A 23,109-nucleotide genomic window follows, 5' to 3' on the forward strand; every position below is an offset into this window, starting at 1 on the left:
ATGCGCCGGTCTGGATCGATCTTTCGGATCAGGGCTGACCCATCCCTTTCTCCAGTTCGTCCAGCCACAGGGTGGCGTTGCCGTCGGACGGCGCGCGCCAGTCGCCGCGCGGCGATAGCGCGCCGCCGGACGAGACCTTGGGTCCGTTGGGGATGGCGGACCGCTTATATTGGCTCATGCCGAAAAAACGGCGCAGGAAGTTTTCGAGCCAGTGCCGGATGGTCGGGAGATCATAAGCAGTTTTCGCGTCGTCGGGATAGCCCGCCGGCCATTCACCTGAGACCGGATCACACCAGGCGTGCCAGGCGAGGAACGCGACCTTGGAAGGCGGCAGGCCCTGCCGGACGATATGGTGGAGGAAGAAGTCGTTCAGCGCATAGGGGCCGACCTTCGATTCCGTGCTTTGCAGCGCGCCGCCGGCATCGACCGGCACCAATTCGGGCGAAATTTCGGTGTTGAGGATCGCGTCCAGCACCGTTTTCGCCGCCTCATCGAACTGGTCGGTCGCGATGCACCAGCGGATCAGATATTGGATGAGCGTCTTGGGCACGCCGCTGTTGACGGCATAATGGCTCATCTGGTCGCCCACGCCATAGGTGCACCAGCCAAGCGCCAGCTCGCTCAGGTCGCCCGTCCCGACGACGAAGCCCCCATGCCGGTTGGCGAGGCGGAACAGATAATCGGTGCGCAGGCCCGCCTGTACATTTTCGAACGTCACGTCATAGACCCGCTCGCCGCGCGCGAACGGATGGCCCATGTCGGCCAGCATCTGCCGCGCCGCTGGGCGGATGTCGATCTCTTCGCCCGCGACGCCCAGGGCGTTCATCAGCGCCCAGGCATTGCCCTTTGTCGCCTCCCCCGTGGCAAAGCCAGGCATCGTATAGCCCAGGATCGCCGAGCGCGGCAGGTCGAGCCGGTCGCACGCCTTGGCGGCGACGATGAGCGCATGGGTGGAATCGAGGCCGCCCGACACGCCGATGACGAAATGCCTGCCCGCCGTCGCGCGGAAGCGGGTGACGAGCGCCTCCACCTGGATGTTGAACGCCTCATAGCAGTCGGCATCAAGTTGCAGCGGGTCGGAAGGCGCGAACGGAAAGCGTCGCACCGGCCTGCGCAAGCCGGTGTCGTCGGTTCGAGCCGTGAAGGGAAAGCCTATGGTGCGAAAGCGATTCTCGGGATCACCGGCGGCGACCGCGCTGTCATTGAAGGTCCCATTGCGCATCCGCTCCAAGCGCAGCCGCTGAAGGTCTACATCGGAATAGAGCAGCTCGGCTTCGTCACCAAAGCGCGTGGATTCTCCTAGCAGATCGCCCATTTCATGCATCATCGCCTGTCCATCCCAGGCGAGATCAGTGGTACTTTCACCTGGGCCGGCCGCCGAATAGACATAGGCCGCAATGCAGCGCGCCGATTGCGATGCCGATAGTAGGTGTCGGTCGCGAGCCTTACCAAGGGTGATATTGGACGCGGAAAGATTGCAGAGCAGCAGCGCGCCGGCGAGTGCGCCCATGGTCGAAGGCGGCAGCGGCGCCCAATAATCCTCGCAAATCTCGACGTGGACGGTGAAATCGGCCCAGCCTTCCGCCGCGAACAGCAGGTCCGTGCCGAATGGCGCGCGATGGCCGGCCACATCGATATCCAGTCCCGACAAGCCAGCGCCAGGCGCAAACCAGCGCTTCTCATAATATTCGCGATAATTGGGCAGGAAGCTTTTGGGCACCACACCCAGCAGCCGTCGCCGCGCGATGGCAAGTGCACAATTATAAAGGCGTCCCTTGCGGCGCAATGGCGCGCCGACCAGCAGCAACGGCAAGTCTGCGCTGGCGTCGATCAGCGCGCCGATCTCCGCCTCGACCCGGTCCAGCAACGCTTCCTGAAGGTGGAGGTCGTCGATCGCGTAGGAGGACAGGCTGAGTTCGGGGAAGAGGACAAGGTCGGCTCCTCCGACGGCGGCCTGCCGCGCCAGTGCCAGTATCGCGGCGGCATTGGCTGCGACATCGCCGACGCTCGCACGGGGCGTCGCGGCGGCGGCGCGGATCAGGCCATGGGTATGGATGGATGCGAAACGCTCAGAGTTCGTCAACGGCCTGCCTCATCATATCCAACGCCACGCGCAGCGCGTTTATGCGCACCGGTCCGCGCCCGATATCGCCGAAATGCTCGACCCGATGCACTGTCTCGCCGCCCCGCCGCGCCCAGGCGAAATGGACTAGGCCCGCTTCCTTGCCCTTGGGGGCTTCCCCGGCATAGCCGGTCACGGCGAGCGCCACATCTCCGAGGGAGTGAGTGATGGCGCCCTGCGCCATCGCGACGGCAACCTCCTTGCTGACGGCACCGCAGCTGTCGATCCGCTCGCGCCTTATGCCCAGCAATGCGCATTTTGATTCTTCGCTATAAACGACAAAGCCGCGTTCAAAGGCATGGCTCGCGCCTTCGATATCGGTCAGCAGCGAGGCGAGCAGGCCGCCGGTGCAGCTTTCGGCCGTCACCAGCTTCGCGCGGGCGGCGCAGGCGGCCTTCAGCAACGCGCCCGCCGCTTCTTCCACGTCGTCGGGAAGAACGGGTGAGAGCGTCTCCGCCTCTTGCTCGCTCAATGCGGCGAACGGCGCGATTTCGCGCCTGCCTCCTCCTGTCCGGCGCGGGTATCTTCTTCCTCGCCACGCCGGGTCATCGCCACGGGATCATAGTTGGACGGGATCGCGCCGCCGCTCATGGGATCGCGGTCCGGTTCGCGGTCCAGCGTATCGCTGGGACGACGAGCCGCGCCTTCGGGCTGGTTCTCCGTCGAGATATTGGGACTGCGGGTTGCCTGCGTCGGCACGTCGCGGGTCTTGCGGGCATCGTCGTTCATCACACTCTCCTTGAGGCACTCAAGGAAAATGCGTGGCCTTGGTTCCCAACAATCTTCCTCACTTGGATCAGTGTCGTGCGAAACCCGCCGCAAAGAATTTTACTGATCAATTGGTCGGTGTTTCTTTGCGCGGAACATCGTCACGTCTGTGCGCTGCCCTGCCCCGTGCCTAACAAATCTATAACTGATGTTCCCCTTCAGCCGACGCGGGCTGAGTATCGGCCCATAGAAATAGGGCGAACTGACTTTGATTGGATCGCCGGTTGCCCTTCGATCATTGCCCTGATCCGCGTCGCGAGCGCTTCCATCGCAAACGGCTTGATTATCGGTTCCTCAAGGCCGCTTGCGTGTCGAATGGTCCTCCTTCGAGAAGCGCGGCCGCACCTGGCTGGCGATCGACTGGGTCGAAACAGGTGCACCGCCGCACGGCAGAGTGATGCGGCGCGGGTTCGGAAGTGATCTGATAGAAGGCAAGATCCCCTACGAGTTGGGCGGCACGGGAAGCATCAGCATCGAACCGGTCGGCGCACGCTGTCACCTGGAGTTTCCGCTTAAAGAGGGTGAAAGCATTCTTGAAACCGATGCGCCATCGCCGACGATTGTGTGTGGAGGAACACTGGATATGACCGGAGCGCCTGACCTGACCGGTCGCAATGTGCTCGTCGTCGAGGATGATTACAACATCGCTGGCGACACCGCCGCCGCACTGCGCGGCGCAGGCGCTAAGGTGCTTGGTCCCTGTCCGAGCGAGGATGCGACGCTCGATCTGCTGGAAACAGCGACGCCGACGCATGCAGTGCTCGATCTTAATCTGGGTGGCGGTGAGCCGCGATTTGAGATCGCGCATGCGCTGAAGGAACGCGGCGTACCGTTCAACTTTCTGACAGGATACGACCCGGACGCTGTCCCGGAAGACCTCGCCTGTGTGGTCCGGCTGCAAAAGCCGGTGACTTTCCGCAACATTGTGGAAGCCGTCGCTCAACTTTAGCTGGCCGTCTCGGCCGATCAACACTCCAATGACCATTTTCGGGTCAATCCGTAGCTTGCCCGGAGGCCCGATTATGGGTCGCTAACCGACCGGCAGGTTATAAGGCGAAAGCCGCCGTACAGCGCAGCCTCATCGAACGGCGGCTTCGTCACGCCCACTAAAGCCGGCTCCCCGCCAGCGCTGCGGGAGCCGACGATTCAGATCTCGGTGTTCTTGGCGAGCGCGAGCGCGCCTTCCACGTCGATCCCCAGATCGCGGACCCTATTTCGATCTTGCTGTTACCGAGCAGGAGTTGAACGATACGCAGGTTGCCTGTTGCCCACTCGATGATCGACGCCTTGGTTCGGCGCAACGAGTGCGTCGCGCAGGACAGCCAATCATCACCGGCAGAGGAATTGCGCCAGTTATGCTCAAAAGTCTTCGGGCCTTAGGCACGTCATTGAGTTGTTCGGAGCGTTTTGATCGCGACTCGCCAAATGCCCCCTGCTGCCAGGAAAGTTTAATCTCGCGGGGCTGGTACGGCGCTTGCTCGGGCAAACCGCTGCCTCCATGTGTTTTCAAGGGGGAAGCTTAGAAATCTGCTTCGGTCCGGCACCAGCAAGATCGCTTCGCGTTAACCGCTTCTGACCCTTTGATCATGGAGCTACCATAGTTGGAAGACCTCGCCGGTTGGATTGCCCCTGCCGCCACCATGATTGCGGCCATGATGACCGCAGCCAATCTGGGCGCACGCGTCACGGGCTGGGGTTTCGGGGTCTTCACCCTGGGATCGATCGCCTGGTCGATAGTCGGTTTCTCTTCGGGACAGGCAAACCTGCTTGCCACCAACGGATTTCTAACTCTGGTCAATCTCATCGGCGTCTGGCGCTGGCTTGGCAAGCAGCGCGCCTATGAAGATGGTGGCAAGTCCGCCGCTCAGGCAAGCCAGCGATCCCTCTATCCAACTCTTTTTACCGCGACGAGCGTCGCTGGCATGCCGGTCGTTGATGCTGAAGGCGAGACGATCGGAAAAGCTGTCGAAGCCCTCGTGACCTGCGAAAGCGGCACGGTAAGTTACGTCGTGGTCGCATCTGGCGATTGGGCGGGCGTGAATGAAGAACTTCGCGCTGTGGATCGGGCGGACATGAACTTTGCCAGTGACCGGCTGACGCTGCTGCGCTCACGCGCGTGGTTCGATAGCCTGGCGCCCCTTCCCGAGGGAGAATGGCCCGCGGCACCGAAGGCGTTTGAGGAGAAGCGGAGCAGATGAGGTTCTTCCCAACCTTCACGAAACCGCCCTTATCTTTGTCCAAATGTCAGCGCAGACGGCGGCTGCGACATGGAGAATGGGAGCATTGTTCCTGGAGAATATCCTTTCTCCAATTCCCAGGACGGCTTGGAACTCGGCAACACCATCTGCAAGCATATGCAGCGAAGCGTCGCCAGCGCTCTTCAGGCGGAGTCTTGCGACACGAAAGGCTGACCGCCGCTGTGGAGGATCGCGTCGGATAGCGGTCGCAAGAATCGAGCCGCCTGCATTTTCAGGCGGCGACCCATTGCGTTTCACCGGCTGATCAGGCCGCGAGCAGGTTCACAGCCGTCGGCTTCGCGGCAGGTAGCCCGCCTGCCTTTGCTTGGGGCAAGCAATACCTTCTTGCGTACGGCCATCGCATCGCGGAGTGCCACAAGATCGACATCCGCCTTCCGGTATTGAGCGAACCCTCCGATGCCTGTTCCTCCTCGTGGACATGATGCTTGATTTCTTCCGAAAGCACCTTGACCTTGGCGCCGTAGAATGCGTCGTCGGGCGACCCGGCATCTATGTCGTTGATCAGCACCTTGGCGCCATCATGTTCGACACAGGCTTCGCCGAGTGTGTCTTCCTCGATCAACCCGCGGAAGGCGAGATTGAAGATTTCTTCCTCGATGAGCGTGTGGATTTTGAGCTCGACGCAGATCTCGTGCGCCCACGCCTGCTGGCGGTCTGCGGATTTGGCACCCTCGAACTTCTCGAACAGATCCTCGACCTTGTGATGGACGGCCTTCAACAGGGCGATCGCATCGGTGAATTTCGCCTCGGCTGAGCGACAATGCCATCTGGGTGACAGAGTGACCTTGTGGGCGTCGAAATGGTTGCGCCAGTCGGACCGTCAGCAAATTGCCGGCTCCTTCAACAGTGCGGCGGTCGACATCAGGGCTTGGCATTGCGAATGGGGCGCATGCACTGGACCCGCAACGCCCGGTGATATTGCATGCGCCGATGGCGGTTTCACCAAGCTGCCCGGCAAATTCATGACATCGGTGGAGCATGTGCTTCCGGTCGGGTGCTGTCGGTCCAGGCCGGTCTAAAGATGAACGCGCGATATCATCTCGACGCGGCATTTGCTGGCAGGGTGAAAAGCCCCTTCGATCTGCCTCATGCAAGATCGAAGGGGCAGGGAGCCGGGTCATTGGCGATCACCGCCATGGCCCGTCCGTACACGCAGAGATTCTGAAAAAGGAACGTTCGCTCAGGACTTGAGGCCCTTCGCCATGTTGAGATGGGCTGTCACGATGGGAATAAGTTTGGCCGCGAACTCCTTCAATGAGGGAACCTCGCCACTGGCCGAATAGGCTTTAAGCGTGTCGAGCGTCTCCTGATGTCCCCTGGTCTGCGCTTCGATATAGGCGGCATCGAAGTCGGCCCCTTTCTTGCCCTTGAGCGCGTCGAGCGACTGTTGTTGCGCGCTGGACAGGATCGGCTTGGGCACGATGGCCGGGGACGAAGCGCTCGCCGCCTGGCCGAGCTTTGCCGTTGAATCGGTATGCGCCTTAATCATCGACTCCGCGAATTTCTTCACGGACGTCGACTGGCTGTTGGCTTGCGCCAATCTTGAGCTTTCGATTTCGAATGTATCGCTCGCCGCTGCCGCATTGGCGAACGTCTGGCCTGCGCTCTCCGCAACGGGCGCCGGTTCGATGGTGTTGACGCTGTTCATCGGCGCCGCCGCGCCGTTGTTGGACGCCGTATCGACCTTCTTGCCGCACCCGCCGAGCGTCAGCGCTGCCAATGATATCGCCACCGTCGCGAACTGCATCTTCATCGATCGTCTCCCGGATCATCGTCTGTCAGAACGTCAACCCGCCGCGTCCAAGCTCGTTCCCATGGGAGCCTTCTTTGACACACGCCGTTTGGTGATGATTGAACCACCACATGGAGGACAGGCACATGGGCATCTTCAGCAAGATTAGAGACAAGATTTTTGGTCATGACGACCAGAGGGCGAGCAGTGGCACCCCTGCACCCGCCACGAATGTCCAGACCACCAACCCGCCCCCGCCGGCCACTACGCCCCCTGCGTCGCCCGCCACGGCCACCGCGTCACCTGAGGCAACGTCGCTGCCGCAGGTCGATGTCGGCGCGGTCCTTTCGGCCATGGCCGACGCCAGGGGCGGCGGGGGAAATTATCAAAGTTCGATCGTCGATCTGTTGAAGCTGCTCGATCTCGATTCCAGCCTTGCGGCGCGCAAGGAACTGGCCGACGAACTGGCTGTCCATGAAGGCGCTGACGGCAGCGCAGAGCAGAATATCGCGCTGCACAGGGCGGTGATGACGAAACTCGCTGAAAATGGCGGCGTGGTTCCCGATAGCCTGCGCGACTAAGGCCTCTGGCCGTGCCGCTCCTTCTTGAGGTGGCGGACCGGCGTTATCCTGTCAGAACCATATCTGTTGGGACGGTGGCCCCGCGGTGACGCGGGGCCATCCTTGCGTCAGGCGATCCCGGCGCCGCCGGTCACGCCATAGACTTCACCGGTGATATAGCTGCCCTCCTGCGAGGCTAGCAGCACATAGACGGGCGCGATCTCGACCGGCTGACCAGGGCGGCCGAACTGGCTCTGCTCCCCGAACTTGGTGACCTTGTCCTGCGGCTGACCGCCACTGGATTGCAGGACTGTCCAGAATGGACCGGGGGCAACCACATTTGCCCGGATGCCCTTTTCGATCAGCTGTTTGGCAAGCGCCTTAGTATAGGCGACGATGCCTGCCTTGGTCGTGGCATAATCGAGCAATATGGCCGAAGGCTCATAGGCCTGGACGGAGGCGGTTGTGATCACCGACGCGCCGGCGGGAAGATGCGGCACGGCGGCCTGTGTGATCCAGTGCATGGCGTAGAGATTGGTCTTCAGCGTGCGGTCGAAATCTTCCGAGCTCACTGCCTCCACGTCATCGCGATATTGCTGGCGGCCAGCATTGATGACAAGAATGTCGAGCCCGCCAAGGCCCTTGACGGCCTCATCGACGAGCTTGCGGCACCAGTTCTCGTCCGTAATGTCGCCAGGCAGCGCGACCGCCTTGCGGCCCTCTGCCTCGATCAGGGCGATGACCGCCTTTGCGTCCTCCTTTTCGCTTGGAAGATAGGAGATGGCGACATCGGCGCCCTCGCGCGCATAGGCGATAGCGGCAGCTCGGCCGATGCCGCTGTCACCGCCAGTGACCAGCGCCTTGCGGCCCTCGAGTTTGCCCGAGCCGGTATAGCTTTCCTCGCCATGGTCAGGCCTGGGATCCATGTCCGCAGCGATACCGGGAACCGGCTGCGGCTGCTCTGGAAATGGGGGCTTGGGATATTGCGCGCGCGGGTCCTGCATGGTGAGACGCTCTGCCATGTTCGCTCCTTGCTGATGGGGATGATGGACGACAGTCCATTTTGCCGTTCTAGGCGACACGGCAAACTACGAGCCGCAGAGCCATCCAGTTCCACACCGGGCTCAGCAGGATGGCAATCTTATTCAAAGCTCTGATCTGGATCAGGAAAACAGGCCGCCTCTCGTGCGTTCTCGCCTGAAAGCAGTTCAAGGGAATGTCGTCATCAACAGGACTCGGCTCGACAACGCTCGCCCCCGGCGCGACGCGGAAAACTATCTTCATCTCGAACATTATGCGGCCCTGGGCGATGGCCGGACCGTGGCCCTGAGCGGTAGCGATGGGTCGCTCGACTGGTGGTGTGTCCCCAATCTCGATTCTCCGCCCCTCTTCGATCGGTTGTTTGATCCGCAGGAGGGCGGCTATTTCGCCATCACGCCTCGTGAAGCTTTCGAGGTCGAGCGGGCTTATCGTCCCGAGAGTAATGTCCTCGAGACTATATTTTCGACCGCTGGCGGTAAGGCGCGAATGGTCGAATCGCTCAACAGCGGTTCTGCGGGACGCTTGCCCTGGTGCGAATTGGCGCGGCGGATCGAGGGGCTGGAAGGCTCGGTGCATTTCGACATCGCGTTGAGGCTCGGTCACTGGGCGGACACCGCTTCGCCCTATATGCAGAAAGTCGGTGGCCATGATGTTTTCCATGTCGGCGGCGTGCTGGGTCTCTTTCTGCGGGGATCGGGCATAATCATCGACCATCTGGGCGATAATGGCGCGACTGCAAGTTTGACGATCAAGGAGGGCCAGACGGAGTTGCTCGCGATTGTGGCAGGCGAAGACGAGCCGCTGGTCGCGCCTTCGCTTGAGGAAATAGACGCCCGGATCGATGGCTCGGATGACGAATGGCGCACATGGGCGCAGACGGTCCAATGTGACGGACCATATCGGGAGGCATTGGTCAGAAGTGCCCTCGCCCTCAAGCTCCTGCTCTTTTCACCCAGCGGTGCGATCGCGGCGGCGGCCACCACCTCTCTTCCTGAACGGATTGGCGGGTCGAAAAATTACGATTATCGCTTCGCTTGGGTCCGCGACGCAGGCTATACCATCAACGCCTTCCTGCGCGTTGGTGCCCAGGCGGAGGCGAAGGCTGCTCTGACCTGGTTGCTCAAGCAAATCAAGGAAGTGGGGCCGCGCGTCTGCTATTCGATCTGGGGTGGCGCAGTTTCAGACGTCCGGACAGTCGACCTGCCTGGCTATCGCTGTTCAGAGCCGGTTGTTGCTGGAAACCGCGCCACGGATCAGCGGCAGCATGGGATATATGGCGATATCTTCGAGACCGCGGCATGCTTCGTAAACCATGGCAATATCCTGGACGCGCGCAGCGCAGAGATATCGGCGCATCTTGCCGATCAATGCGCGGACATCTGGCGCCAGAAGGATAGCTGCATCTGGGAGCTTGCCGAAGAACAGCATTGTACCATGTCGAAAATCAGTTGCTGGCAGGCCCTGGCCCGCGCCGTCGAACTGGCCGACGCAGGGCAATTGCCGACGACCTGCCGCGATCGCTGGTCACGCGAGCGAGACAGGATCGAGGCGTGGATAACGGAGCATTGCTGGTCCGAGAGCCTCGGCGCCTATAGTTTCTATCCGGGCTCGGATCGCCTCGATGCGTCGCTCGCCCTTGCTGTGCGCTTTGGGTTCGATGGACGGGATCGCCTGCGTCGAACGGTCGAGGCGATCGATCGAGAGCTCGGCTGTGGACCCTATCATTATCGCTATTCCGGAGCCGACAAGGAAGAAGGCTGCTTCCTCGCCTGCACCTTCTGGATGGTCGAAGCCAAAATTCTGCTTGATCAGCCTGGAGCGGCGTCCAGGGCATTTACCGAAGCGATTGAAGGGCCGGCGCCCACAGCCGGCGTATATCCTGAAATGATCGACCCTGTGTCCGGACGCTATCTGGGCAACATGCCGCAAGGACTGACCCATCTGGCTATCACTCAGGCTCTCATGTCGCTGGAGGCCAGCAGAGGCTAGGCTCCAGCGAACATGGCCAGCTTCCAGCTTCTTTGAAAGCTGTGTGGTTCAAGGCTGCTGGTTATAGGACGGGCCGGTATGCTCAGTCGCGACGTTGTTGCCGGTGACCTGATCCTGCTCCAGTTCCTCGCCATGCCAGACATTTCTCGCGACGAATATGATGATGAACAGGGCAATGATCACGCCGCAAATGACTGCACCGGCCTTCGCGAGCCGGCGCGGCGAGGGCTTCTCATTCGATACCATCAGTGAGCGCCCTCCAGCAATAGCTCGCCTTCCTCTTCGCCATCCCAATAATGCGCGCGCTCGCCAATCACCTGGATCAGGACGAGGCCAGGCGTCTGCGGACCCTGCGGCCACCACCGTTCCAGGCCTTTCGTCCAATGCGCTTCAAACTGGTCCTTGTCGCGGATGAGCATGGCTGTCCCTTCCACCGCCAGAAAGAAGGGGCGTTGTCCCAACAAGCCTGATTTGCCCTGATAGCTTAGATTTACTGCCGGATCGGCCTTGATATCCGACACCATGAGCGTGGTCTCTTCCGTGAAAAACCAGGCGCTACCGTCATAATCGACCTCACGATTATTGCTCATCGGACGCGATCCGATCGCGCCGTCGCCCGTATGGGTGGCAAGCATCGCGAAATCGATCTCCTTCATCTTGTGCGACAGATCTTCAAGCGACATGGACATGACGGTCTACTCCTATTGCTGCGGTATCAACGCACGAGCAGGAACAACGGGCCACCCCAACAGTGAAGCGTCGCTGTAATAATGCATCCGCATGGACAGGATCAGCCTTGTGCGAGCTTCCTCGCCTGCGATGGCAGTTGATCCTCTGGCTGGGCGTCAGACGACGACGAGCGGCGGCCGCCCCGGACCATCTCCTCTATCCAGGTGAGCAGCAACTGGTTGTAGGCCCGTCTCCCGCTTTCATCCCGCAGCGAATGATCAGCGCCTTTTAGAATACGATAGCTCAGCGAATTGCTGTTGTGGAACGCCGACATATAGGAGCTGATGGTCGCGTGCGGCACATAATCGTCATGTTCCGATTCAACGATCAGAACATCGCCGGCAAAGCGCTCGCAGGCGGCCAAAGCCTTGTCTTCGCGACCTGTTCGAAAGCGCGCCCGATAGGCATTGATGAGATCGCGGTCGAGCTTCGCCTTGGGCACATCCCAATGTTCGTCAGGATAGAGCGCAGGAACGCGAAGCGCCAACCAGTTGACCGGGCGAGCCGCAGTCAGCAATGCCGCGAGATAGCCACCATAGCTGGTGCCAACGACCGCAATTGCCGACGGATCGACCTGTTCCTGCCTGACGAGATAATCATAGGCCGCCGTCACATCTGCAAGACCGTGCGACCGTGTCACGACATTGCGCTCTTCGGCATGTTTGGCATGGCCTCGCAGATCGAAGGTGAAGCAGATGCAGCCCAATTGGGCGATCTCTGCGGCTCTCACCATGTCCTGTTCGCGCGAGCCGCCCCATCCGTGAATGAAGAGAATGCCAGGGACCAGCTTGTCGGGCGACAACAAGGTTGCTTCCAGGCTCTCGCCCTCGACGTCAAAGGATAGCCGACTGCCTGTCATTCCAGCTCCATCGCATATTTTGTCATCGGTCCTGCCACGGGGTCGACACCGCTATAGTAGATAATGCTGCCGTCCGGAGCGGCATCGACCTCGCCATAAATCTCCATCGTCATGCATGTCACAGCCGAGCGGCCGGGATCACGCGCCAGGGCTTCGAACGCCGCGATCTCCGCGCCGCTTGCGCCCCCGGCACGCCAACTCTGCTCGAGCACCCCGATGCGACGTTCCCCGTAGGAGTTGACGCCTGCGGCGACATCGTAATTGCGGCGAGACGCCAGCAAATCCGGATAGAATCGTGAGACGATAGCGTCATAGGCGATCGCTTTATCGATTCCCTGCTGCAATTCTTCCGCCAGACCCAGGCTCGCAACCTGCTCCAAACCGCCCCTCACGACATGAAGGGTCGAGCCTCCATAGACAGTCGCGCCGCTGTTGTTCGTGGTGAGCCGCTGCGTGCCCCAATAGGAAATCGCCTCGCTAAAAAGGCGCGTCGTACCGACGCTGTAGGTGACAACGTCATCAAGATTCTCCTCGATCACCACGCCATGCTTCGAAATGGCAGCCTGGTCGATCTGGGCCATCGCTTCGTCCAGTTCCTTGACCGACGTCGCGACGAACTGGCCTAGTCCGGCAGTGGCCTCGACCTCCTTCAGGCGGATCGCCGTATGCCCGAGCATATCAACAGCGGCAGCGCGGACCGCATCGAGAGTGAAGGCCGACCAGCCCGCAAGAACGTGAGGAGCAAGAGCCGAGCCCAGTCCAGCGCGCCATCCGGCCGGGATTGCGGGGGCGTCCCCGAAGGCCGGATGCGTTATGACCTTGCTCCCGACAAAGGGAAGCGGCACGACGCCACCGTAGATCTGGCTCTCAGTCTGGATGCCCAGTTTTCTTGCCGTCGAGAGATCGATCGTGCCGGTCGGAATGAAAAGTGTGTCCGGCTGGCCGCTTGAAAGCTGTTGGTCACCCGACATGTCATGATCGACAAATCTCGCATCGCCGAGCCGGGCAATCCTGCGGGCAAGTTCGCTCCGTGAGGCTTTGTCATGTTCATTGTTCAGTGCACTGGACTGGGTGGGATGGATCTTCACAAAATAGGTCTGATGCGAGCGAGCCATTGGGCCTCACGGATTTTGGAGGAACTGCCGAGCGCAGTCTTCCAACAACCCCATGCTCGGACGTTATATCCCTGACCTTGGAAACTAGGCTTCCCTGATCTGCGACTCCAGATCAGGACAGGGTCAGGGCTTTTTCTGGAATGTGCGCCACCAGGGCATTTCGCCACTCAAATGCCATTGAGTGCCGGCAAAATGATCCATGATCTCACACATATGATCTGCGCAGGCTCGGACCAGGATCCAGCCTGGATCGCTTTTATCCTGCGCGGCAAGATCGCGGAGAAGCGAAATTTCCTCCGCCATAAGCGTCAGCGCTTCGACATCATCGCGCATGCGTGATTCCCGGCTAATATGTTCCTCTCATACTGGTGAACTCAACGGAGCAGAGAAATATCCTTGATCGGGCTGCATGCCCGCGCTCGCAAAGGGGATCATTTGGCCAGCCCATCCATTTCTTCGCAAAGGAGAAAAGCGGTGAAGCAGATGCATTGGCCGAGGAAACTGACGGTCGTTCGGCATGGTCAGAGCGCAGGCAACGTCGCGCGGGATGCAGCCATGCAGGCCAATGTCGATCGCATAGATTTGTCCGAGCGAGATGCTGACGTGCCCCTGAGCGACCTGGGCCGCGACCAGGCCGGAGCGCTTGGACGTTGGTATGCCGGCGAGGCACCGCATGAGCGTCCAGATGTTCTCCTTGCATCTCCCTATCGCCGCGCCTGCGAGACCGCCGATCTATTCCGTCAGGCCGGAGGTTGCGCAGGCGATGTGCCCATCTGCTTTGACGAGAGGCTGCGGGAAAAGGAATTCGGCATCCTCGATGGGCTGACATCTATGGGGATAAGCAGCATCGAGCCGCAGCAAGCAGAATTTCGCATGCTGCTAGGCAAATTCTATCATCGCCCTCCAGGGGGCGAAAGCTGGTGCGATGTCATTCTGCGACTGCGCTCCGTCATGGATACGATCGCGCTGCATCATGCGGACCGGCATGTGGTGATCTTCACCCATCAGGTGGTTGTGCTGTGCTTGCGGTACATCATCGAAGGCATGACCGAGGCTGAGATATTGGAAGTCGACCGTGAAGGCGATGTCGCCAACTGCGCCATCACTGAATATGCATTCGACGCTGACAAGGCCAAGGGTGGAGGGCTAATTCTTAGTCGATATAATGTGACGGCCCCGGTCGCGCAGGACGACACGCCCGTGACCCGCGCGCCCGATGCCATAGCCGGTGCACGCGGATGAGTTGCCACCAACTCGACGAGGCGTGGCTGAAGCGACATCCGCTGCCGGCGATCGCGCAAGGCGCCGACAAGAACAGTCGCGGTCGCGTCCTGGTGGTTGGAGGTGCCGAATTTGTGCCCGGTGCGCTTCGCCTTACCGGTGAAGCCGCGCTACGCGCAGGTGCTGGAAAGCTGCAGATGGCGACCGTGCGGTCTTCGGCGCTGTCGTTGGGCGTGCTCCTCCCGGAGGCAGCCATGATTGCCCTGCCCGCCGATGAAGACGGAGAAATCGCCCCTGCGGCAGCGGAAATATTGAAGGATCGGATCACGGCCTGCGATACGCTTGTTCTGGGACCAGGCATGAGCACGGGCAAAGGTGCGCGGGCTTTTATTGCCAATCTCCTCGATAGCCTCGATTTTCCTGGCAGTCTCATTCTCGACGCTGCGGCTCTGGTTTCACTGCGTGACTTCGACCCATCACGGTGGCGAGTAAGCAAGGATGTGATTTTCACGCCTCACCATGGAGAGATGGCGGCGCTGAGCGGCCTGCCAATCGAAGAGGTCGATGCGAAGCCAGCAGCGATAGCCGCCGAAATGGCAGCGCGATGGAGCGCGGTCATCCTCCTCAAGGGAGACATCAGCTATCTGGCCAAACCTGACGGCCAATGTCTCGTTTATGAGGGGGGCTGCGTCGGGCTTGGCACGGGAGGCTCCGGCGATGTGCTGGCTGGCCTCATAGGAGGTCTCGCTTCTCGAGGTGCGACTGCACTTCAGTCGGCCGCCTGGGGCGCCTGGATCCATGGAAAGGCCGGCAACATCCTTGCCCAAACAATCGGCGAGGTAGGCTTTCTGGCACGCGAGCTGTTACCGCTCATTCCGACTCTCATCGAGCAGACTTTGCGAGCTCCGGGCCCTGCTGAGGATATTCTACCCTAGCTGTCGTTCATTGTTGCCTGCGGGAGCTATCGATCAAAAGATGCTGGGTACATCGATTTCCGTCATCTTTCCGACCGCAGGCGCACAGTGCCCTATCGGCCGGATCGAATGCTGGCGAATGAACGCAATAGGATCCACATCATGCTCCAGCAGAACACCGCATTTCGCGCCGTCCGCCCAGATGATTGATGCGCAGATTACGACTTCATCGACGCCGATCGTCACCGCCGTTCCGGCTGATGAAAAGTCGAATCCTTCCCATTGCGCGCCATAGATCGATATATTCTTGATTGTGACGAACTCGTACAAGCGGACCAATTGACTGTGCAGGGGAGGTTCGCGGGCTCGCGGGGGCTTAAGCGACGTTCAGGCGTGTAGGCGAGTGCATCCGGTATCATGTTTGTCTGGCGGAGCACTTATCGAATTCCGGAGCCTCGCCAATTTCCAGCGTAAGCGCACTGCGTATAGGTGCGAACCCGAATGCCCATAGGGCAGCGTGTTCGCCTGATTGGCGTGCTCGCGCCGCAAACTTTGCCTTGAGGAGGGCAGATGGCCGCTTTCTCGGGCTTGATACTCTAAAGCCGACATTCTCGAGCGTCCCAAAACGCGCGGAATTACCTGATCGCGATGGCACTATTAACACACTCCCGGATTCTGCCGGCCTCAGTCGGAGATTTCTACCCAAGCTGGCGCATGGTCACTGCTCTTTTCCCAACCGCGTACATGGGTGTCGACCTGCGCATCGACTAACCGCTCTGAAAGCACCGGGCTGAGCAGAAGATGATCGATCCGCAGGCCATCGTTGCGCTCAAATGCTCCCCGCCAATATTTCCAGAAGGTGTAGATCGTCTCGTCAGAATGGATAGTCCGCAGCGCGTCGGTCCAACCCTGATCGAGAAGCCGAAAGTAAGCCGATCGCACCTCCGGCGCGAATAATGCATCATTGAGCCAGCGCTCCGGGCGCCGCACGTCACGCTCTGTCGGCATCACGTTGAAATCGCCAACGATCATGACCGGAAGCCCTGTTTGGATCAGCCCTGCCGCATGGTCGATCAGCCGCTCAAACCACCGCATTTTATAATCGAATTTCGGCCCTGGCCGGGGATTGCCATTGGGCAGATACAGGCCACCAATCAGGATGCCATTGACCGCCGCCTCCAGATATCGGCTCTGGCTGTCGTCCGGATCGCCGGGGAGGCCACGACGGGTTTCATGGATTTCGCCAACGCGGCTCAGAATGGCGACCCCGTTCCAGCTTGTCTGCCCATGCCAGATCGCGTCATAGCCAAGCTCGCGGATGGCGCTTAGGGGGAATTTCTCATCCGGCGCCTTCAACTCCTGCAACACCGCGATGTCAGGCCGGTCCTCCGCCAACCAGCGCAACAGCACGGCCAAGCGACCGTTGATCCCGTTCACATTGTAGGTCGCGATCTTCACAGGTCAGGCAGGACCTGATCGGCCCGACCCCAATGCGCCAGATTTTTGGATCGGGCGCGCTTCACCATCTCCGCAGCGTCGCCGATGTGCCAGTGTGCAGGCGTGTCGAGGTCTTTGAGCTCGTCCCATGTAAGCCGCACAGCGATTGGCGCAAACGGCCGCGAGCGGGCGCTATACGGCATGACCGCCGTCGCGCCGCGCTGGTTGCGCAAATAATCGATGAAAATCCGGCCCGTGCGTTTGGCTTTGGCGAGTGCCGCCGTAAAGCGCTCGGGCTCTGCCTGCGCCAACGCCGTGGCAAGCGGTGCGCGAAATCCTTCACCTGCGGCCACTCCGCTGTGGGGGTCAATGGCGCGATGACATGCACCCCCTTCCCTCCCGTCACCATCGGGAATGTCGCCAGCCCCATTTGGCCAAGTACATCCTGAAGATGGAAGGCAGCCGAGACCACATCCTTGAACTTCAGGCTTTCATCGGGATCGAGGTCGAAGACGAGGCGGTCGGCTTTCTCGACATCCTCGATCCGCGCACCCCAGCCGTGAAATTCGATGGTTCCCATCTGAACGCAGGTCAGAAGGCCAGCCGGCATATCGACGAAAAGATAGGATTCCTCATGGCCGTCCTTCTCCAGGATCGCGACCTGTTTGACGTCGTCCCCGAAGCTGCCGGCGTCATGCTTCTGGAAGAAGCATTTCTTGTCCCGGCCCTGTGGACAGCGGACCAGACTGATTGGCCGACTTCCGGTCCAGGGCAGCATGATTTCGGCGACGGCCTCATAATAATCGGCAAGTTCGCCCTTGGTCAGCTTACCCTCAGGAAATATCACCCGATCGCGGTTGCTGACCTTGATCCCGCTGCACTTCTTCGGTGCGGCCGCCACCGCAACCGGCGCCTCAACTTCGAGCACGACGGCTTCCGGTTTCTTGTCTTCCCGGAGCCCCAGATAGCTGGAATGGCGGAGCACTCCCTCGTCTGTGAATTCCATAAAGGCGATCTCCGCGACCAGCCTGGGCTTTACCCAATGCGCGCCGCGCACGGCTGCGCGCGGGGCCTCCACCGTTGGAGATGTCTGCTCGAGCGGCGCCATGATCTCCATCAGCCGCTCCATCTCGTCGCCCGTGAACCCCGTGCCGACCTTGCCTGCATAGCGCAGCCTGCCATGCTCGTTGACACCCAGCAGCAGCGATCGAAAGCCGCGCTGCTTGTCCGACGGAAGCCAACCGACGATCACGAATTCCTGGCGGCGGATGCACTTGGTCTTGACCCAGCTTCCCGAACGGGAGCCGGAATAGCGGGCATCGGCACGCTTGGAGATAACGCCCTCAAGCCCCGCGCCGCAGAAGCTGTCGAACAATTGCTCGCCGCGTCCGACGATATGGTCGGAGTAGCGCAGATGGCCAGCGCCCTTACCGATCAGGGCCGAAAGCAGCTCCTTGCGTTCAACCAGCGGCCGCTGGGTCAGATCCTCCCCGTTAAGCTCAAGGAGGTCGAACGCGAAATAATCGATCTTACCGGGGTCATCCTTAAGAGCCGCCTGCAACGCCTGAAAGCTGGTGCGGCCATCGGGCAGGACAATGACGGCCTCGCCATCGATCAGCGCGCTTTCCACGTCGAGTGCGACAGCGTCAGCGATCAGCCTGGAAAACCGGTCAGACCAGTCGAGGCCGGAGCGGGTATAGGCCCTGCCCTCGCCGCCGCCGATCGCCAGCAATGTGCGATATCCGTCATATTTCAGCTCATGCAGCCAAGCATTGCCGGTCGGCACATGATCGACGAGCGCCGCCAGCTGGACAGGCTGAAACGCTGGGGGTTTTCCAGCAGCAGATTTTGTCTTTCTCGCCGGCTTGCGCGTCTCGGCGGGCTGCCCCGTTGTGGTCGCTTTACGCATCGGAACAGACTTGCCAGCGGCAATCTCCTCCATCGTCCGCCCGCTGTCGACGCTGGTGAGATGCGTGCCGATCAGATCGTCAGAGCCGCCTGCAAAACCGTCGTTGACCTTGCGCAAGATCCAGTTCTCGCCCTTTTCCTTGCCACGCGGTTTCAGACGGAAGAGGATCCATTCTCCCTGCATCCGGCGTCCGTGCAGGATGAAGTGAAGGTGGCCCTCGGGTAACGTCTCGCGAGGATCCTTGCCCGGGATCGATTCCCATGTGCCATTGTCCCAGACCATGACAGTGCCGCCACCATATTGCCCTTTGGGAATGGTGCCTTCGAACCGGGCATAATCGAGCGGATGATCCTCGGTCCGCACCGCAAGGCGCTTGTCATCGGGATTGACGCTGGGTCCTCGTGTCACTGCCCAGCTGGCAAGAACGCCGTCCAGCTCGATCCGAAAATCATAATGGAGCCGGCTTGCCGCATGCTTCTGGACGACAAAGCCATTGCCTGATGCAGGATGGCTTGCGCCGGACGGTTCGGCGGTCAGGGCAAAGTCCCGCTTCGCGCGATAGGTCGCGAGACTGTCTTCCTTCGCTTTGGTTTGCGCTTTGGCCATGATGCGGGATCCGGTCGCTTTCCCGTTCAATCCTCAGTGGGATGACTCGTTCCCCGTGACAGCGACGGGATCACAGCCGGACTGCTCAGTCCGCCAAATCTATGTCGCGAGCGAAGCGATAGCTGGTCTGCTCGAACTTCAGTGCCCTAAAGAAACCATGTGCGTTGGCGATCTCGATGTCGCTCATCACTTCAAGGCGTTTGCAGCCCGCTTTGCGCAATGCTGTCGTCGCGGCCTCCAATAAGCCGGTCGCGACGCCGCGGCGGCGACGCCGTTCATCCACCAGCAGCAGAGTGATGCGACCAATGGCGCCATGCTGCACGGTGTGAAGGACAGCCCAGGCACAAAAACCGACAAGGTCGCCATATTCGGCCACCGCCATGCCGCCCCGGGCTTTGCGGGCAGCCTCAAGATGACGCGCGATGGCCAACTCGTCGATATCGATATGGGCCAGCTGTGCGAGCAAGGGCGCCAGCGCGGCAGCATCCGCAGATTTGCCAGCCCGTATGCGCAACTCTGGCTCGGGTGGCGCCGGTGCCGGAGGCGCTGATCGGGAGCGACGCGCTGAAGTCACCGGCTCGTCGACCTCTAAGTTCCTGGACGCAGTGCGCGAGGCCTGCACTGCGCGCCCAGACGCGGCCTTCTCGCGTACTGGATCTTGCTTTCCAGCCCTGGTCCGCGACGTGCGCCTGGCGCGCGGCCTGATCGCTGGCGGAGCATCTTCCTCCTCCTGATCCACCGATTCAGGCTTCTTTTTCGATGCGGGGCGCTCTGGAGTGCTGTCCGCAGAAGCCTTCCACGTGCTGGTAGCGCCTGCTCGCAGATAGTCCTCAATGTCTTCCGGCGAAGCCGTGAGTTCCTTTTCGCCGATTCCCAAAAGCGGCTTTCCCGCCATGTCGGTCAGGCCGAACTTCCCATAGTCGCCGGTGCCTGGTTTGCGCCGCCTCGACTTTACCAGCTTCAGCCCACGATGATCGGCCATTGCCCGCAATTTATCGCCGAGACTGTCATCCGCCATCTTGCAACACCTTCACGACATGCCGCACGTTCACCAGGCTCGAAGCGATTGGGTTCAATGGCTGGACCGGCTCAAGCCTTGCCCAGAGCCTCGTAGACGGACATCAGATGCCGCGCCGCAACTGCCCGGGCGCGCGGCGATCGAATTGTTTCCTCATTGGTCTCGTGCAGAATCGTCAGCATGTCGAGAACCTCCTGCCGCGCCATGCCAGTTTCAAGGAGATGCGTTCCCATGAGGGCAAGGAGATTTCCCCATAGCGTGATAGCGCCTTCAGCAAAGGCGCCAGCATCGTCATCATTGCCAGCGTCATAGGTGATTGCCTCTGCCACCCGTCAAGCCCGCTTGCGCGCAGTGGTTTTCCCGGCAGCCTTCGCAGCCGCCTTTTTCGCAGGCGCCTTGGCCGTGGCTTTTGCCGGGGCCTTCTTTGCGACCGTCTTCCCGCTTCCTGATCCGCCAAGCGAGCTTTTGAGCGCGGCCATCAGGTCCACGACATTGCTGCCGCGAGGATCAGCGCCGCCTTCCTCGCTCTCGATGTTCAGCGTCTTGCCCTTCTTCTTACGCTCGATGAGTTCCTTCAGCGCATCGACATAGCGGTCGCGAAAGTCGGTCGCATCAAACTTGCCCGTTTTTTTGTCGATCAGCGTCGTGGCGAGATCGAGCAGTTCATCGTCGGGATCAGCATCACCGATCTCGCGGAAGTAGCTGGCCGCCTTGTTGACCTCGTCGGCATAGCGGAGCGTCTCCATGACGATGCCGCGGCCGCAGGCCTTGATGGACACGACATATTCCCGCCCGCGCATTGCAAGCTGGCCCAGCCCGACCTTGCGGCTACGGCGCAGGGCTTCGCGCAACACGATGAACGCTTCTTCGGCAAGGTCATCGGCCGGCACCACATAATAGGGCTTTTCAAAATAGATCATGTCGATGTCCTGGGCATCGACAAATTGGGTGAGTTCGAGCGTCTTCTTGCTCTCCAGCTTGACGCCTTCGATCTCTTCCTCATCGAGCAGGACATATTCGCCCTTGGCATATTCAAAACCTTTGACGATCTCGTCCAGGTCGACCGGCCCAATGCCGGGCACGACTTTCTCATATTTGATGCGCTTGCCCGAGGGCTCATGGATCTGGTTGAAGGCGATCGTCGCGCCACTCTTGGTGGCCGAATATATCTCGACCGGGATGGACACGAGAGCCAGCCTGATCTGGCCTTTCCAATAGGGGCGTGCAGCCATGATGATCTCCTCGAGACGCAATCTCCCATAATCCACATGGCGCGCTTCTCGTTCCCAGCCTCCTCCCCGGTCGCGAGCCATACTTTTTCTGACCCAATATTTTTTTTGAAGCACCGTCGTCACTTTGCCGCCTCAAGCATTTAAGCCGGAATGAGACCCAAAGTTGCGTTTGTCGGTTCCGGCCCGACGGCCATTTACACTCTCCGCGCATTGGCGAGCGACGCGACAGAGCCGTTCGACCTCACGATCTTCGAGGAACAGGCCTATGTCGGGCGTGGCACGCCCTATCGGCCCGGATGGAACGACCCGGCGATGCTGTCGAACATCGCCAGCGTCGAGATACCGCCGATCGAGGAGACGCTGATCGACTGGCTGCGCCGGCAGCCGGCAGACCGCTTGACCGATCTGGACATCGAGCCAGGCGGGATCGACGATCGCACCTTCTATTCACGCGTCGCGCTCGGTGAGTTTTTCTTCGACCAGTTGGCGGCGCTGATCGTGCGGCTTCGGGCGAACGATGTAACCGTCGCGGTGCGCTCCTCCTGCAAGGTTCTCGATGCTGTCAGTGCGGACGACGGCATGACGCTCACCATCCGTCCCAAGCGCGGCGCCATCTTTCAGGAGCGGTTCGACCATGTCGCTCTGGCGACCGGACACCAGTGGCCCGCCGAGCCCGAAGTCCGACCCGGCTATTTCCTGAGCCCATGGCCGGCGACGGCGCTGGCGAAGGTTCCGCCCGTGTCGATAGGCATCGGGGGTCGTCGCTCAGCGCGATCGACGCAGCCGTGGCACTGGCGGTCACCCATGGTGCCTTTGTCGAAGATGGCGACGAACTGACCTACGCTCCAGCCGAGGGGACAGAGGGTTTTCACATGACCATGATGTCGCGCAAGGGTCTGTTACCCGAGGCCGATTTCTATTTTTCCATTCCCTACGAGCCGCCGGTCATCTGCACGCCCGAGGCATTGGATGCCATCATCGACGCGGACGACGGCAATATGCTCGACGCGGCCTATGACCTGTTTCGGCAAGAGCTTGCTCTGGCCGACCCCGAATATGCAGCCTCGGTCGGGCTGGAGACGCTTGCGCTGGAGGATTTTTGCGACCGCTATTTTGCCGAGCGTATGGCGAGCGATCCGTTCATCTGGGCAGAACGCAACCTTGCCGAGGCGCAGCGAAATTATGAAGCCCAATATACAGTGGCCTGGCGCTACGCGATCCTGCGGACGCACGAGGTTATCGAGTTGCTGGTTCCTCATCTCGACGATCGGGATTTCAAGCGCTTCTCGCGCTATTTCAAGCCTGTTTTTGTCGATGATTATGCGACCGTCCCGCATGAATCGATCCAGCGCATGCTGGCCCTTCACCGTGCCGGCAAACTCTCGGTCATCGCCATCGGCGAGAAATATCGTATCGACAGCCACGGCCCGGAGAGCGGCGCCATTCTCCAGGTTGACGATGAAAGCACACGTTGTTGAGTTGCACTGAGAAGTGACCCGGGAGGGTTATAAGTTTTCACTGAGAATTGACCCATGTTTTCCTCGCCCCTGGCTGACAGTCAGGAGGCATCGGAGTGATCGACATGGACCTACTCAGTGT

At 60.6% G+C, this 23,109-nt stretch carries 24 protein-coding genes and 4 pseudogenes; 8 read left to right on the forward strand and 20 right to left on the reverse strand.

Annotated features, from left to right (window positions below):
* Positions 1-28: 28 nt before the first annotated feature.
* Genes F4U94_RS21255 through F4U94_RS21265 form a run of 3 tightly spaced genes read right to left on the reverse strand, consistent with a single transcriptional unit; the run spans position 29 to position 2,851 of the window.
* Positions 29-2,083, reverse strand: a complete 2,055-nt coding sequence (locus F4U94_RS21255) for an NAD(+) synthase (protein WP_120249865.1) — start codon at positions 2,081-2,083, stop codon at positions 29-31.
* The gene (locus F4U94_RS21260; protein WP_120249864.1) at positions 2,070-2,594 is read right to left on the reverse strand and encodes a CinA family protein; all 525 of its coding nucleotides are present in this window, start codon (positions 2,592-2,594) and stop codon (positions 2,070-2,072) included. Before F4U94_RS21260 ends, F4U94_RS21255 begins: the two co-directional genes overlap by 14 nt.
* Entirely contained in the window at positions 2,591-2,851 is a 261-nt protein-coding gene (locus F4U94_RS21265; protein WP_120249863.1) for a hypothetical protein, read from the reverse strand. The genes F4U94_RS21260 and F4U94_RS21265 overlap by 4 nt, the downstream gene beginning before the upstream one ends.
* 343 nt (positions 2,852-3,194) lie before the next feature.
* Here F4U94_RS21265 and F4U94_RS25180 point away from each other — a divergent pair, with 343 nt between their 5' ends.
* Positions 3,195-3,839, forward strand: a complete 645-nt coding sequence (locus F4U94_RS25180) for a response regulator (protein ID WP_232015903.1) — start codon at positions 3,195-3,197, stop codon at positions 3,837-3,839.
* Positions 3,840-4,036: 197 nt separating this feature from the next.
* Here F4U94_RS25180 and F4U94_RS25185 read toward each other — a convergent pair.
* Positions 4,037-4,200, reverse strand: a pseudogene (locus tag F4U94_RS25185) (integrase); the annotation flags it as partial.
* A gap of 330 nt (positions 4,201-4,530) precedes the next feature.
* Between F4U94_RS25185 and F4U94_RS21280 the strand changes: the two are divergent.
* Positions 4,531-5,088 carry a PRC-barrel domain-containing protein gene (locus tag F4U94_RS21280; protein WP_120252019.1) on the forward strand — a complete coding sequence of 186 codons (558 nt, stop codon included), beginning with the start codon at positions 4,531-4,533 and terminating at the stop codon, positions 5,086-5,088.
* A 304-nt stretch (positions 5,089-5,392) separates the two neighbouring features.
* Here F4U94_RS21280 and F4U94_RS21285 read toward each other — a convergent pair.
* Together F4U94_RS21285 and F4U94_RS21290 are read right to left on the reverse strand one after the other, a co-directional pair.
* Positions 5,393-5,926, reverse strand: a pseudogene (locus F4U94_RS21285) (hemerythrin domain-containing protein).
* Positions 5,927-6,328: 402 nt separating this feature from the next.
* A complete protein-coding gene (locus tag F4U94_RS21290) occupies positions 6,329-6,901 on the reverse strand; it encodes a DUF4142 domain-containing protein (protein WP_120249862.1) in 573 nt (190 codons plus the stop codon).
* Positions 6,902-7,026: 125 nt separating this feature from the next.
* Here F4U94_RS21290 and F4U94_RS21295 point away from each other — a divergent pair, with 125 nt between their 5' ends.
* Entirely contained in the window at positions 7,027-7,461 is a 435-nt protein-coding gene (locus tag F4U94_RS21295; protein ID WP_120249861.1) for a DUF3597 domain-containing protein, read from the forward strand.
* 107 nt (positions 7,462-7,568) lie between these two features.
* Here the strand turns inward: F4U94_RS21295 and F4U94_RS21300 are convergent, their stop codons facing one another.
* Complete coding sequence (locus F4U94_RS21300; RefSeq protein WP_120249860.1) at positions 7,569-8,462, reverse strand: SDR family oxidoreductase; 894 nt, start codon at positions 8,460-8,462, stop codon at positions 7,569-7,571.
* A gap of 49 nt (positions 8,463-8,511) precedes the next feature.
* Positions 8,512-8,733 (reverse strand): hypothetical protein, encoded by a 222-nt coding sequence (locus tag F4U94_RS24665; protein ID WP_170271983.1) that lies wholly within the window; start codon positions 8,731-8,733, stop codon positions 8,512-8,514.
* On the opposite strand from F4U94_RS24665, the gene F4U94_RS21305 reads away from it, so the two are divergent.
* Complete coding sequence (locus tag F4U94_RS21305; RefSeq protein WP_120252018.1) at positions 8,665-10,470, forward strand: glycoside hydrolase family 15 protein; 1,806 nt, start codon at positions 8,665-8,667, stop codon at positions 10,468-10,470. The two genes, F4U94_RS24665 and F4U94_RS21305, sit on opposite strands and share 69 nt — an antisense overlap.
* Positions 10,471-10,518: 48 nt before the next feature.
* Here the strand turns inward: F4U94_RS21305 and F4U94_RS21310 are convergent, their stop codons facing one another.
* The 5 genes from F4U94_RS21310 to F4U94_RS21330 all read right to left on the reverse strand — a co-directional run bounded on the left by F4U94_RS21310 (position 10,519) and on the right by F4U94_RS21330 (position 13,506).
* Complete coding sequence (locus F4U94_RS21310) at positions 10,519-10,716, reverse strand: hypothetical protein (RefSeq protein ID WP_120249859.1); 198 nt, start codon at positions 10,714-10,716, stop codon at positions 10,519-10,521.
* Complete coding sequence (locus tag F4U94_RS21315; protein WP_120249858.1) at positions 10,716-11,159, reverse strand: pyridoxamine 5'-phosphate oxidase family protein; 444 nt, start codon at positions 11,157-11,159, stop codon at positions 10,716-10,718. Before F4U94_RS21315 ends, F4U94_RS21310 begins: the two co-directional genes overlap by 1 nt.
* A 101-nt stretch (positions 11,160-11,260) precedes the next feature.
* On the reverse strand, positions 11,261-12,058 hold the full coding sequence (locus F4U94_RS21320; RefSeq protein WP_120249857.1) for an alpha/beta hydrolase family protein: 798 nt from the start codon (positions 12,056-12,058) through the stop codon (positions 11,261-11,263).
* On the reverse strand, positions 12,055-13,173 hold the full coding sequence (locus F4U94_RS21325) for a DUF3182 family protein (protein ID WP_120249856.1): 1,119 nt from the start codon (positions 13,171-13,173) through the stop codon (positions 12,055-12,057). Before F4U94_RS21325 ends, F4U94_RS21320 begins: the two co-directional genes overlap by 4 nt.
* Positions 13,174-13,296: 123 nt before the next feature.
* Complete coding sequence (locus F4U94_RS21330) at positions 13,297-13,506, reverse strand: hypothetical protein (RefSeq protein WP_120249855.1); 210 nt, start codon at positions 13,504-13,506, stop codon at positions 13,297-13,299.
* Between the two features lie 150 nt (positions 13,507-13,656).
* Between F4U94_RS21330 and F4U94_RS21335 the strand changes: the two genes are divergently transcribed.
* Both F4U94_RS21335 and F4U94_RS21340 read left to right on the forward strand, forming a co-directional pair.
* Positions 13,657-14,415 (forward strand): histidine phosphatase family protein, encoded by a 759-nt coding sequence (locus F4U94_RS21335; protein WP_150412211.1) that lies wholly within the window; start codon positions 13,657-13,659, stop codon positions 14,413-14,415.
* Positions 14,412-15,329 carry an NAD(P)H-hydrate dehydratase gene (locus F4U94_RS21340; protein ID WP_120249853.1) on the forward strand — a complete coding sequence of 306 codons (918 nt, stop codon included), beginning with the start codon at positions 14,412-14,414 and terminating at the stop codon, positions 15,327-15,329. The genes F4U94_RS21335 and F4U94_RS21340 overlap by 4 nt, the downstream gene beginning before the upstream one ends.
* A 33-nt stretch (positions 15,330-15,362) precedes the next feature.
* Here F4U94_RS21340 and F4U94_RS21345 read toward each other — a convergent pair whose 3' ends face one another.
* The 7 genes and pseudogenes from F4U94_RS21345 to ku all read right to left on the reverse strand — a co-directional run bounded on the left by F4U94_RS21345 (position 15,363) and on the right by ku (position 21,510).
* Positions 15,363-15,638, reverse strand: coding sequence for a hypothetical protein (locus F4U94_RS21345; RefSeq protein ID WP_120249852.1), 276 nt, complete (start codon positions 15,636-15,638; stop codon positions 15,363-15,365).
* A 354-nt stretch (positions 15,639-15,992) separates the two neighbouring features.
* Positions 15,993-16,766 carry an exodeoxyribonuclease III gene (gene xth, locus F4U94_RS21350; RefSeq protein WP_120249851.1) on the reverse strand — a complete coding sequence of 258 codons (774 nt, stop codon included), beginning with the start codon at positions 16,764-16,766 and terminating at the stop codon, positions 15,993-15,995.
* Positions 16,763-18,837 (reverse strand): annotated as a pseudogene (ligD, locus tag F4U94_RS21355) (DNA ligase D). Before ligD ends, xth begins: the two are co-directional and overlap by 4 nt.
* Positions 18,814-19,260, reverse strand: a pseudogene (locus F4U94_RS25645) (DNA polymerase ligase N-terminal domain-containing protein); the annotation flags it as partial. The pseudogenes F4U94_RS25645 and ligD, both read right to left, overlap by 24 nt.
* An 85-nt stretch (positions 19,261-19,345) precedes the next feature.
* Positions 19,346-20,278 carry a GNAT family N-acetyltransferase gene (locus F4U94_RS21360; protein ID WP_120249850.1) on the reverse strand — a complete coding sequence of 311 codons (933 nt, stop codon included), beginning with the start codon at positions 20,276-20,278 and terminating at the stop codon, positions 19,346-19,348.
* Positions 20,279-20,349: 71 nt separating this feature from the next.
* Positions 20,350-20,607, reverse strand: a complete 258-nt coding sequence (locus F4U94_RS21365) for a hypothetical protein (protein WP_120249849.1) — start codon at positions 20,605-20,607, stop codon at positions 20,350-20,352.
* 3 nt (positions 20,608-20,610) lie between these two features.
* The gene (gene ku / locus F4U94_RS21370; RefSeq protein WP_120252017.1) at positions 20,611-21,510 is read right to left on the reverse strand and encodes a non-homologous end joining protein Ku; all 900 of its coding nucleotides are present in this window, start codon (positions 21,508-21,510) and stop codon (positions 20,611-20,613) included.
* 150 nt (positions 21,511-21,660) lie between these two features.
* Between ku and F4U94_RS21375 the strand changes: the two genes are divergently transcribed.
* Both F4U94_RS21375 and F4U94_RS21380 read left to right on the forward strand, forming a co-directional pair.
* Positions 21,661-22,347 carry an FAD/NAD(P)-binding protein gene (locus F4U94_RS21375; RefSeq protein WP_150412209.1) on the forward strand — a complete coding sequence of 229 codons (687 nt, stop codon included), beginning with the start codon at positions 21,661-21,663 and terminating at the stop codon, positions 22,345-22,347.
* Positions 22,296-22,988, forward strand: a complete 693-nt coding sequence (locus F4U94_RS21380) for a Rossmann-fold NAD(P)-binding domain-containing protein (RefSeq protein ID WP_150412210.1) — start codon at positions 22,296-22,298, stop codon at positions 22,986-22,988. The genes F4U94_RS21375 and F4U94_RS21380 overlap by 52 nt, the downstream gene beginning before the upstream one ends.
* Positions 22,989-23,109 lie beyond the last annotated feature (121 nt).

Source organism: Sphingobium limneticum, assembly GCF_008710155.1.
Classification (GTDB): Bacteria; Pseudomonadota; Alphaproteobacteria; order Sphingomonadales; family Sphingomonadaceae; genus Sphingobium; species Sphingobium limneticum.

Bases quoted from the DNA above. Each gene is read 5' to 3' on its own strand.
- ku (WP_120252017.1), bottom strand. From the start codon at position 21,510: ATGGCTGCACGCCCCTATTGGAAAGGCCAGATCAGGCTGGCTCTCGTG.
- F4U94_RS24665 (WP_170271983.1), bottom strand. From the start codon at position 8,733: ATGTTCGAGATGAAGATAGTTTTCCGCGTCGCGCCGGGGGCGAGCGTT.
- F4U94_RS21375 (WP_150412209.1), top strand. From the start codon at position 21,661: ATGAGACCCAAAGTTGCGTTTGTCGGTTCCGGCCCGACGGCCATTTAC.
- F4U94_RS21280 (WP_120252019.1), top strand. From the start codon at position 4,531: ATGATTGCGGCCATGATGACCGCAGCCAATCTGGGCGCACGCGTCACG.
- F4U94_RS21335 (WP_150412211.1), top strand. From the start codon at position 13,657: ATGCATTGGCCGAGGAAACTGACGGTCGTTCGGCATGGTCAGAGCGCA.
- F4U94_RS21320 (WP_120249857.1), bottom strand. From the start codon at position 12,058: ATGACAGGCAGTCGGCTATCCTTTGACGTCGAGGGCGAGAGCCTGGAA.
- F4U94_RS21340 (WP_120249853.1), top strand. From the start codon at position 14,412: ATGAGTTGCCACCAACTCGACGAGGCGTGGCTGAAGCGACATCCGCTG.
- F4U94_RS21290 (WP_120249862.1), bottom strand. From the start codon at position 6,901: ATGAAGATGCAGTTCGCGACGGTGGCGATATCATTGGCAGCGCTGACG.
- F4U94_RS21325 (WP_120249856.1), bottom strand. From the start codon at position 13,173: ATGGCTCGCTCGCATCAGACCTATTTTGTGAAGATCCATCCCACCCAG.
- F4U94_RS21360 (WP_120249850.1), bottom strand. From the start codon at position 20,278: ATGGCGGATGACAGTCTCGGCGATAAATTGCGGGCAATGGCCGATCAT.
- F4U94_RS21265 (WP_120249863.1), bottom strand. From the start codon at position 2,851: ATGAACGACGATGCCCGCAAGACCCGCGACGTGCCGACGCAGGCAACC.
- F4U94_RS21300 (WP_120249860.1), bottom strand. From the start codon at position 8,462: ATGGCAGAGCGTCTCACCATGCAGGACCCGCGCGCGCAATATCCCAAG.
- F4U94_RS21310 (WP_120249859.1), bottom strand. From the start codon at position 10,716: ATGGTATCGAATGAGAAGCCCTCGCCGCGCCGGCTCGCGAAGGCCGGT.
- F4U94_RS21295 (WP_120249861.1), top strand. From the start codon at position 7,027: ATGGGCATCTTCAGCAAGATTAGAGACAAGATTTTTGGTCATGACGAC.
- F4U94_RS21315 (WP_120249858.1), bottom strand. From the start codon at position 11,159: ATGTCCATGTCGCTTGAAGATCTGTCGCACAAGATGAAGGAGATCGAT.
- F4U94_RS21330 (WP_120249855.1), bottom strand. From the start codon at position 13,506: ATGCGCGATGATGTCGAAGCGCTGACGCTTATGGCGGAGGAAATTTCG.